At 50.4% G+C, this 6,683-nt stretch carries 9 protein-coding genes; all 9 read right to left on the bottom strand.

The genetic code is table 11. From position 1 onward, the window contains the following. Positions 1 to 87: 87 nt before the first annotated feature. Positions 88 to 342 carry a hypothetical protein gene (locus ACKOVI_RS06515; protein ID WP_509603273.1) on the bottom strand — a complete coding sequence of 85 codons (255 nt, stop codon included), beginning with the start codon at positions 340 to 342 and terminating at the stop codon, positions 88 to 90. 57 nt (positions 343 to 399) lie between these two features. Further along, the gene (gene trpA, locus ACKOVI_RS06510) at positions 400 to 1,200 is read right to left on the bottom strand and encodes a tryptophan synthase subunit alpha (protein ID WP_509603272.1); all 801 of its coding nucleotides are present in this window, start codon (positions 1,198 to 1,200) and stop codon (positions 400 to 402) included. Further along, a complete protein-coding gene (gene trpB, locus ACKOVI_RS06505) occupies positions 1,200 to 2,408 on the bottom strand; it encodes a tryptophan synthase subunit beta (protein WP_509603271.1) in 1,209 nt (402 codons plus the stop codon). The genes trpA and trpB overlap by 1 nt, the downstream gene beginning before the upstream one ends. 24 nt (positions 2,409 to 2,432) lie before the next feature. Continuing rightward, positions 2,433 to 3,209 (bottom strand): indole-3-glycerol phosphate synthase TrpC, encoded by a 777-nt coding sequence (trpC, locus tag ACKOVI_RS06500; RefSeq protein ID WP_509603270.1) that lies wholly within the window; start codon positions 3,207 to 3,209, stop codon positions 2,433 to 2,435. Beyond that, positions 3,206 to 3,379 (bottom strand): hypothetical protein, encoded by a 174-nt coding sequence (locus tag ACKOVI_RS06495; protein WP_509603269.1) that lies wholly within the window; start codon positions 3,377 to 3,379, stop codon positions 3,206 to 3,208. Before ACKOVI_RS06495 ends, trpC begins: the two co-directional genes overlap by 4 nt. A 2-nt stretch (positions 3,380 to 3,381) precedes the next feature. Beyond that, the gene (locus ACKOVI_RS06490; protein ID WP_509603268.1) at positions 3,382 to 4,863 is read right to left on the bottom strand and encodes an anthranilate synthase component I; all 1,482 of its coding nucleotides are present in this window, start codon (positions 4,861 to 4,863) and stop codon (positions 3,382 to 3,384) included. A gap of 4 nt (positions 4,864 to 4,867) precedes the next feature. Further along, a complete protein-coding gene (hisI, locus tag ACKOVI_RS06485; protein ID WP_509603267.1) occupies positions 4,868 to 5,206 on the bottom strand; it encodes a phosphoribosyl-AMP cyclohydrolase in 339 nt (112 codons plus the stop codon). A 14-nt stretch (positions 5,207 to 5,220) separates the two neighbouring features. Beyond that, positions 5,221 to 5,994 (bottom strand): imidazole glycerol phosphate synthase subunit HisF, encoded by a 774-nt coding sequence (hisF, locus tag ACKOVI_RS06480; protein WP_509603266.1) that lies wholly within the window; start codon positions 5,992 to 5,994, stop codon positions 5,221 to 5,223. After that, a partial coding sequence (gene priA, locus ACKOVI_RS06475) for a bifunctional 1-(5-phosphoribosyl)-5-((5-phosphoribosylamino)methylideneamino)imidazole-4-carboxamide isomerase/phosphoribosylanthranilate isomerase PriA (RefSeq protein WP_509603265.1) occupies positions 5,991 to 6,683 on the bottom strand: 693 nt, incomplete at its 5' end. The genes hisF and priA, both read right to left, overlap by 4 nt.

The raw sequence follows: 6,683 nt of genomic DNA, 5'->3' as shown, positions 1-6,683 counted from the left end.
AAGAACCTTCCAGTCGTAGACATCTATGAAGATTTCCAATGCCCAATCTGTCAGCAATTCGAGAGCCTCAACGGCAAGTACATCAACTCATTGGTGACTGAGAAGAAGGCAGTGGAAATCTTCGTAGATATCCACAACTGGAAGGCTCTTATCTTCTGCATTGAAGGTGATTGCGTAACCATCGGCTTCGCTGACCGTTGATGGAATCGCTTGAGAGACGCTCTTGTTCTTGGAGAGAACTGTTGGCACAACCATGATGGCAACAACTGCAACGACGACCGCAATAACGAGGTACCGTGTGAAGTTATCTTTTCCTGGCTTCGGTGCGTTCTTCTGTGACATTTACTGCTCTCTTTCGATCTCCATGACGGGTAAATATTGACGGGGTAAATATATGGGTTACTGGCCACGGACGCCGAGTGCGAGCTCGCGCGCCAATTCTGTGACTTTCATGAGTCCTTCTTCAAAGGTGGGCGCATCGAGAATTGCTTTCACAAAAGCTGAACCGACGATGACTCCGTCTGCATATTCAGCTACTCCCCTAGCTTGCTCGCGAGTAGAAACGCCAAGGCCAACTGCTACTGGCAGATCAGTCGTTGTTCGGATGCGGGAAACAAGTCCTTCTGCGCCACTTGAGATCGATGCTCGCGCCCCAGTGACTCCCATGAGGCTCGCTGCATAGACAAAACCACCGCACTTGGAGGTCACCTTTTCCAGACGTTCATCGGAAGTACTGAGCGCAACCACGTAAATCGGATTAATTCCTTCTTTATCTGCTGCCGCAAGCCATGAGCCAGATTCTTCAATGGTGATATCGGGATGAATAACCCCTGAGCCACCTCGGACTGCAATTTCATGAGCAAACTTCTCGACCCCAAACTTTTCGATGGGATTCCAGTAAGTCATCACCAATGAAGGTACGCCTGCTGTGGTAGAAACTTCTAGAGCATCGAAGACATCATGAGCAGTTGTGCCATTGTTGAGAGCAGTTACCGCCGCAGCTTGAATGGTTGGACCATCCATCACGGGATCGCTATAAGGAAAACCAATTTCAATCGCATCGACTCCCCCAGCAACAAATGCCTGAATGACTCGATGGCAATCTTTGATTGTTGGGAAGCCAGCTGGAATGTACGCGATGAGCGCTGCACGTTTTTCAGCACGAGTCTTGACGAAGAGCTGATCGAGTGGAGTTGTCATTACTGACCGTCCAATGCAATTCCAAAGTACTGCGCAGCCGTGTGAACATCTTTATCTCCGCGACCTGAAAGGTTGATGAGAAGAATGGCATCTGGACCGAGTTCTTTTCCGACTTTTATCGCACCTGCAAGAGCATGCGAAGATTCGATGGCAGGAATGATTCCTTCGGTTTTGCAGAGAAGTGAGAAGGCATCCATCGCTTCCGTATCGGTGATCGCACGGTATTCAGCGCGACCAATGTCGTGAAGATAGGCATGCTCTGGACCGACGCCTGGATAATCAAGCCCTGCGGAGATTGAATGTGATTCAACGGTCTGGCCATTTGCATCCTGCAATACATAAGAACGCGTTCCGTGAAGTACGCCAGGTGATCCGCCGGTAATCGTCGCAGCATGGCGGCCGGTATCGACCCCATCCCCGCCAGCTTCAAGACCAATCAATCGCACATCTGTATCGGTGATGAATCGGTGGAAGATTCCAATTGCATTTGAACCACCACCTACGCAGGCAAGTACTGCATCAGGCAAGCGACCCACGAGTTGTAAAACTTGCTCGCGGGCTTCCTCGCCGATGATTTTATGGAAGTCGCGCACCATTGTTGGGAATGGGTGTGGACCAGCAACGGTTCCCAGAAGGTAATGCGTATCCTCAACATTAGTCACCCAATCGCGCATCGCTTCATTGATGGCATCTTTAAGAGTGCGTGAACCTGATGTAACAGGAATGACTTCTGCACCCAACATCTTCATACGGGCAACATTGAGAGCCTGACGTTTTGTATCTTCTTCACCCATGTAGACCACACACTCGAGACCCATAAGTGCTGCAGCAGTCGCAGATGCCACACCATGTTGGCCCGCGCCTGTTTCAGCGATGATGCGCTTCTTGCCCATCTTCTTCGTCAGAAGCGCTTGCCCCAAAACGTTATTGATCTTATGGCTACCAGTGTGATTGAGGTCTTCTCGCTTGAGAAGAATGCGCGCTCCCCCGGCATGTTCTGCAAATCGCTTTGCCTCGGTAAGAATTGAGGGGCGACCTGTGTAGGTACGATGAAGTTCGGCTAACTCATTTTGAAATTGAGGATCCAGCATCGCTGCTTGATGCGCAGCATCGAGTTCCTCTAAGGCACCGATAAGTGCCTCAGGGACGAAGCGGCCTCCATATGGGCCAAAATGTCCAAGAATCTCTGATTCATCGAGTGAGCTCATGGAGGAAGGCTACCTGTAGTTGCGCTAGAGAGCGCGTCCTAATAAATGGTCGATCGCAGTGCGCGGATCGCCGGATTTCACCAGCGTCTCGCCTACCAAGATTGCATGTGCGCCAGCGCTCTGAGCAATTTCAACTTCGGCGCGCTGCGAGATTCCGGATTCGGCTACTCGAATAATGTCAGCTGGAATCTCTGGGATGAGAGAAGTGAAAGCGCTGAGATCTATATCGAGAGTCTTGAGATTGCGTGCATTAACACCAACGATGCGCGGTTCAATCGCCATCGCATCTTCAATCTCTTGATGAGTGTGAGTTTCAACTAATACAGCCATACCGAGTTCTGTTGCGAGGTCGTAATAATCTTTCAACTGATTCTTTGAGAGCGCTGCGACAATCAGCAGAACTACATCTGCTCCAGCTGCTCGTGCCTCAAGAAATTGGTACTCATCGACCATAAAATCTTTACGCAAAATTGGAATCTGAATCTCAGAACGTACAGCGATGAGATCTTCAAGGGAACCACCAAAGCGTCGCTTCTCTGTTAGAACGCTGACAACTGCCGCTCCTGCCTCTTGATATTGCGCTGCGAGATCGCGCGGATCGGCGATGGTGGCAAGCGAGCCTTTGCTCGGAGACGATCTCTTAACTTCAGCAATCACCGTCATTGGCTGCGCCAGTAAACGTGGATGGGCATCAATCACAGCTGGCGCAATGGAGAGCTGTTCTTGCAGTTGAGAGAGCGGCAATCTGCGCGCTGCGAGATCCTCTCGGACCCCCTCAATGATTGAGTCGAGAACACTCATCGCTTATCACCCTTATCGGTGGGATCGATGCCTCGATCAAGAGCTTTCCAATCAGAAATCTCGTGAACCTTCTTATCATTGCGCTCATACTTACCAGAAAGTCTCATGCGTCGGCTTATAGAAATTGCAGCGATTGCAACAAGCACGAGTGAGATATTGAGCTTCCACATTCCTAGCCACGCATCGCATTCGCTGTGTTGATGGCAGTCAGTACGGCTGCTGCCTTATTAAGGGTCTCTTGGTTTTCAGATTCTGGATCTGAATCAGCAACTACGCCTGCACCTGCTTGCACATATGCCTTGCCATCTTTAATAAGCGCTGTTCGAATAGCGATACAAGTATCGATATTGCCGGTGAAATCGAAGTAACCAATCGCGCCGCCGTAGAGACCCCGCCGGTTAGGTTCGAGGCGCTCGATGATTTCCATTGCTCGTGGCTTAGGTGCGCCAGAGAGTGTTCCTGCTGGAAAGACAGAGAAGAGCGCATCAATGGGTTCGGCGCTTTCTGAGAGTTCGCCAACGACGGTGGAGACAATATGCATCACATGGGAGTAACGCTCGATATGCATGAAATCGATTACTTCAACAGAACCTGGCGTACAAACTCGGCCCACATCATTGCGACCTAGATCGACCAACATCAAGTGCTCTGCGCGTTCTTTCGGATCTGCAAGTAGCTCTTCGCCGAGGCGAACATCTTCTTCCAGTGAAGATGAACGTTTACGTGTGCCGGCAATGGGATGAACCATTACTTCACGCCCAGTCACCTTTACAAGTGCCTCCGGACTAGACCCCACGACTTCAAACCCACTTTCGAAGCGGAATAGGTACATATATGGGCTTGGATTGTTGAGGCGAAGTGCGCGATATACATCTAGCGCATCAGCGCTGACAGTTGTCGAAAAACGTTGAGAAATAACAATTTGAAAAGCTTCACCAGCACGAATCTCTTCCTTGGCAATTTCAACTTTTGCAAGAAATTCTTCCGCGCTGATATTGCGCTCAAAAGAAGGTGGAGTGAATTCAGGAATCTCGCTGACGTCCCCTGCAAGTGAGCTCTGGAGATCGGCATACATGCGATCTAGTCGCCCTTGAGATTCCGCGTAAGCCTCATCAATACGATTATCAGAGCCATCCCAATTGATTGCATTTGCAATGAGTGTGACTATTCCGTTGCTGTGATCCATCACTGCAAGATCACTCGTCAGCATAAATGCAATCTCTGGAAGGTGAAGATCATCCTCTGCCACAGTTGGCAATGTTTCTAAGCGTCTCACTGCGTCATAGCCCATATAGCCGACGAGTCCACCTGTCAGAGGTGGAAGGCCTGCAATAACAGGAGTCTTTAAATGTGCAACAGATTCTTTAAGTGCTTGAAGTGGTTCCATTCCGCGCGGAACTCCGGCCGGCGGGGTTCCAAGCCATTCGGCTTTTCCATCGAGCTCTGTCAATGTTGTTTGGCTACGGACTCCAATAAATGAGTAACGTGACCACGCGCCTCCATGTTCAGCTGATTCAAGGAGAAAAGTTCCAGGATTATTTTTCGCAAGCTTCTTATAAATCCCAAGCGGAGTTTCACCATCTGCTAAGACGCGTCGATAGACCGGAATAACGTTGTTGTTTCGAGCGTGCTCACGAAATTCTTCGAGCAACATTTCTTTAGAGCTCTAGCTTTCGATGGAAACAAGTGCGGTCTCCTGTGTGACAAGCAGCTCCAGTTTGTTCAACTTGAAGCAAAAGGGTGTCGCCATCACAATCAACTGCAATGGAGAGAACTTTTTGAGTGTGGCCTGAAGTCGCACCTTTCTCCCACAGTTCATTGCGAGAGCGAGACCAATATGTGGCGCGTCCTGTATTGATGGTAATTGCAAGCGATTCGTGGTTCATAAAGGCCATCATCAAGACTTCGCCGCTTGTGGCATCTTGGGCGATGGCAGGAATGAGATCGAGTCCTGCTTTGAGAAGCGCTGTTACGTCAGCCGATAGCTCGATTGTCATAGCGTTATTCTGCCTTAGCGGCGTGAAACCTTGCGCACTGGATAGCCGCAGCGATCGAGATAACTCTTTATATCTCCAATACGGTGGACTCCAAAGTGGAATATTGAAGCTGCAAGGAGAGCATCTGCCCCTGCATCGAGAGCTGCGGCGAAATCTTCTTGGCTTCCCGCACCGCCGCTGGCAATGAGAGGGACTGTTGAGACGGCGCGCACAGCTTTAATCATTCCGAGGTCATAGCCTGCACGAGTTCCATCAGCATCCATTGAGTTGAGGAGGATTTCTCCAACACCCAGTGCACATGCTTTTTCAACCCAAGTAAGAGCATCGACTCCTGCGCTCTGGCGCCCACCATGAGTTGTCACTTCAAAACCAGAGTCAGTATTGGCGCGACGCGCATCGACAGAGAGAACGAGTACTTGAGAACCAAAACGATCGGCGATCTCTGCAATGAGCTCTGGTCGCGCTATAGCTGCTGTGTTGATGGAAACTTTATCTGCACCGGCGCGGAGCAAGCAATCAACATCCTGGACCGCACGAATTCCGCCACCAACAGTCAGTGGAATAAAGACTTGCTCTGCAGTCTTGCGAACGACATCCAGGGTTGTCTCGCGACCTGCAACACTGGCAGAAATATCAAGGAAAGTGAGTTCGTCTGCACCCTCTGCGTTATAGAGAGATGCCATCTCAACGGGATCGCCAGCATCAACCAGATTTGTGAAGTTAACGCCTTTGACAACTCGACCATCTGTGACGTCGAGGCAAGGGATAATTCGAACAGAGAGTGTCACTTCTTTGTCAGCTCCAGAGCTTGTTCAAGAGTAAACGCGCCCGCATAGAGCGCCTTGCCCACGATTGCGCCTTCGACTCCGATAGAACGAAGTGAAGAGAGCGCTGCGATGTCATCAAGTGATGAGATTCCACCGCTGGCAATTACTGGTTTTGACGTCGCTGCGCATACTTCTTTCAGAAGTTCGAGGTTAGGGCCTTTGAGTGTTCCATCTTTAGTGACATCGGTAACGACGTAACGAGAACAGCCATCGCGCTCGAGGCGTCGAATCGTCTCGAAAAGATCTCCGCCCTCTTCTGTCCATCCACGTGCGGCTAGAACATGTCCGCGCACATCAAGTCCTACTGCAATACGATCGCCATATTGGGCAATCACCCGCGAAGTCCATTCAGGATTTTCAAGTGCAGCCGTTCCAAGGTTGACGCGTCGACAGCCAGTGGCAAGTGCGCGTTCGAGCGATGCATCATCGCGAATTCCACCCGAGAGTTCGACCTTGATGTCGAGGCGACCAACTACTTCGGATAAAAGCGCGCTATTTTCTCCACGGCCGAAGGCTGCATCGAGATCAACAAGGTGTATCCATTCAGCGCCAGATGATTGAAAATCTAGCGCCGCATCAAGGGGTGAGCCATAGGCCGTCTCAGCATCAAGTTCGCCCTGCACCAAACGGACAGCACGGCCATCCTTTAC

Origin of the sequence: Candidatus Planktophila sp. (assembly GCF_046070465.1) — a bacterium.
Lineage (GTDB): Bacteria > Actinomycetota > Actinomycetes > Nanopelagicales > Nanopelagicaceae > Planktophila.
The sequence above is the reverse complement of the archived record's forward strand: the minus strand, read 5'-3'. Positions and strand labels throughout refer to the sequence as shown.